Source organism: Thermoplasmata archaeon, from assembly GCA_035632695.1.
GTDB lineage: Archaea > Thermoplasmatota > Thermoplasmata > RBG-16-68-12 > RBG-16-68-12 > RBG-16-68-12.
Genome location: DASQGG010000134.1, coordinates 1 through 2,285, shown reverse-complemented (window position 1 = coordinate 2,285; position 2,285 = coordinate 1). Strand labels below are relative to the sequence as shown.

At 61.4% G+C, this 2,285-nt stretch carries 5 protein-coding genes; 3 read left to right on the top strand and 2 right to left on the bottom strand.

What is annotated here, in order from left to right; genetic code table 11:
- Positions 1-111: 111 nt before the first annotated feature.
- Positions 112-528, bottom strand: a complete 417-nt coding sequence (locus VEY12_08725) for a DsrE/DsrF/DrsH-like family protein (protein HYM40208.1) — start codon at positions 526-528, stop codon at positions 112-114.
- Between the two features lie 128 nt (positions 529-656).
- Here VEY12_08725 and VEY12_08720 point away from each other — a divergent pair, with 128 nt between their 5' ends.
- Positions 657-983: a metalloregulator ArsR/SmtB family transcription factor gene (locus VEY12_08720; GenBank protein HYM40207.1), complete on the top strand. Its 327-nt coding sequence runs from the start codon at positions 657-659 to the stop codon at positions 981-983.
- A 13-nt stretch (positions 984-996) separates the two neighbouring features.
- Positions 997-1,131, top strand: coding sequence for a hypothetical protein (locus tag VEY12_08715; GenBank protein ID HYM40206.1), 135 nt, complete (start codon positions 997-999; stop codon positions 1,129-1,131).
- Positions 1,132-1,151: 20 nt separating this feature from the next.
- On the opposite strand, the gene VEY12_08710 is transcribed toward VEY12_08715, so the two are convergent.
- Positions 1,152-1,841: a helix-turn-helix domain-containing protein gene (locus VEY12_08710; protein HYM40205.1), complete on the bottom strand. Its 690-nt coding sequence runs from the start codon at positions 1,839-1,841 to the stop codon at positions 1,152-1,154.
- Between the two features lie 70 nt (positions 1,842-1,911).
- On the opposite strand from VEY12_08710, the gene VEY12_08705 reads away from it, so the two are divergent.
- Positions 1,912-2,172: a hypothetical protein gene (locus VEY12_08705; protein HYM40204.1), complete on the top strand. Its 261-nt coding sequence runs from the start codon at positions 1,912-1,914 to the stop codon at positions 2,170-2,172.
- Positions 2,173-2,285: the final 113 nt, after the last annotated feature.

Sequence of the window (2,285 nt, the reverse complement as noted above, 5' to 3'; positions counted from 1 at the left end):
TCGTGATGCCCTTCTTGAGCTCCAGAATCGGCCCCGGGCAAGACGTGCCCCGGGAGTCGATGACCTTGTCAGCCTTGATTGCATCGAGCTGCGCCATGGGGTAGGCCTCCTTCAGATCCAAAGCGTGATGTCGGAGCCCGCCGCCTGGTCCAGATAGGTTCCCACGCCGACGACTTCGTCGACGATGTCGACGAGGTCCTTCTTCTCGACCTTCATGACGCCGGCCGCCGTGGAGCAGGCCATGATCCGGACCTTGCCGGACGCCTTCGCCTCCTTCAGCATGTCGTACCAGGAGGGGACCTTCATCTCGCCCATGTTCTTCATGAGCATCGGGGCCATCTCCTCGAAGTCCTTGCTGAACTTCATGTTCTTCGAGACCTGGTCCTTCCGGAAGGCGTACAGCCCATAGAACGTCACGAAGAGGTTCACTTCCATGTCCATCGCCACTGCGCCCGAGGTCATGATGGCCACGGGCAGCAGCTTGTCGACCGTTCCGGAGTATACACAGATTGACAGCTTCCGAGCCACTGTCTCACCGCAGAACGCACGCCCGAGGGGGGCGATAAGGGTCGTCTATACATTCGACCTGGAAGCATTTTCCGAATATTCTTCCGTCCTTCGATATATTTAAATGAACAAATGGATTCGGTGGGCCGATGAAAGACGAGGCGTACGAGCTGCATGCGCAGGTCTGCAGGTCCCTATCCAGCCCTGTCCGCCTAAAGGTCCTGGATCTCCTGCGGAAGGGCGAGAGGTCCGTGAAGGAGCTGGTCTCCTTGACGCATGTAAGCCAGCCCAACCTCTCGATTCACCTCAAGTTCCTCCGGGAGACGGGCGTGCTCGAGCGCCGACAGGAAGGGACGACCGTCTACTATCACGTCGCCCAACCTGAGATTTACGACGTGATCGACATCTTCCGCAAGATCAACACGAAGAAGCTCAATCGCGAAAGCCAGCTCACTCGCAAACGGACGCCCCGATGACGACGGCGGAGCCATGATGACGGAACAGGCGGCCCTCGAGGAGTCGTACGAGGACCTCGGAGCGGTCATCGCGGACTTGGTGGAGACGTTCGCCCTTCCGCACACGAGGACATGCATGCGCTGGGGCAAGTCGCGCGTGCCCTCCTAAGGCACGCCGCCGCGTTCGGCTCAAAGGGAGCTCTCGTACAGGTGCAGGTAAGGCGCGAGGGCTCGGAGCAATTTGGACTCCGCTTTGCTCAGATGTTCCTGCATCGTCGATTCGCCGATGCCCTCCTTGGTAGCCAACCGGTCCATGGACGTGCGTTTGGGAATGTCGAAGTATCCCTCGTCCGTCGCGTTGACGAGGAGACCGATTTGTCTTTTCGTGAGTCCGCCGAACAGACCGGACAGGGATAGGGTGTAGGAGTCCCGCAGAACGTCCGGCGCGGCGAGGCTCTTCTTCACGATTTCGACGCTCGCAACCTTCTCGAGCTGGCGGAAGAGAGTCCGGAAGGCTTGGGGAGTCATCGCCAGAACCGTGAGGGACTCCTTTCCGGCCTCGTAGACGACGGGTGCCTTCCAGAGGCAGTTGGCGCGCTCCGCGATCCGCACCGTGGAGTTCGCCGCGGTGCATCGACATCGAACCAGAACGCTAAGGCGCCCCTCCTCTCGGGACGTGTAGAGAAGCCTGCTGCGGAGGACCCGAATGACCTCGCCGAGCCCGGTACGGACATCGGTGAGGAGGCGTTCGTCCGGCGAGAGGAACTCCAGGTAGTCCACCATCGAGTTGCACCAACGGTAGATCGTGGCATCGGGGAATCGCTTGGACACGTTGTTGAAGGGCAGCTCGTGCTCCATCCGCAGGATGACTTCGTCCATCGGGACCACCCGGTCCAGACCGGCACGAACCCTGTGCCCGACGGGCTTTATGGACTCCTTGGTGATCGAAATGAGTGAATTCCTCATTCAGCACACATGGAAGAGCGAGAACACGAACGCCGTCGTCGGAGTGGTGCAGTCTATCGCAGGGATGGCGCAGAAGGGGCAGCTGCCCGCGGGCTTCGTCCTGCGGTCGATCGACGTGGTTCCGGGCGACACCCGCGCCTTCTGCCGATGGCAGGCGCCGAACAAGGAAGCCCTGGCGGGGCTCGTCGAGAAGGTGAACCCGCCGACCGAGCACACGGTCTTCGAGCTTCAGAAGATGTCCTGAACGGACCGTGCAGGGGAATTCCCCCTGCACCCCCCCAGGGGGCTCCTGGTACCGCGGCTCCCCCCCCGAGTCTCCTCAGCGCCCATGCCCACCCATCGCGTCGGAGAGGTACC

Coding starts and splice junctions, on each gene's coding strand:
- VEY12_08720 (HYM40207.1), top strand. CDS start 657: ATGAAAGACGAGGCGTACGAGCTGCATGCGCAGGTCTGCAGGTCCCTA.
- VEY12_08715 (HYM40206.1), top strand. CDS start 997: ATGATGACGGAACAGGCGGCCCTCGAGGAGTCGTACGAGGACCTCGGA.
- VEY12_08710 (HYM40205.1), bottom strand. CDS start 1,841: ATGGACGAAGTCATCCTGCGGATGGAGCACGAGCTGCCCTTCAACAAC.
- VEY12_08705 (HYM40204.1), top strand. CDS start 1,912: ATGAGTGAATTCCTCATTCAGCACACATGGAAGAGCGAGAACACGAAC.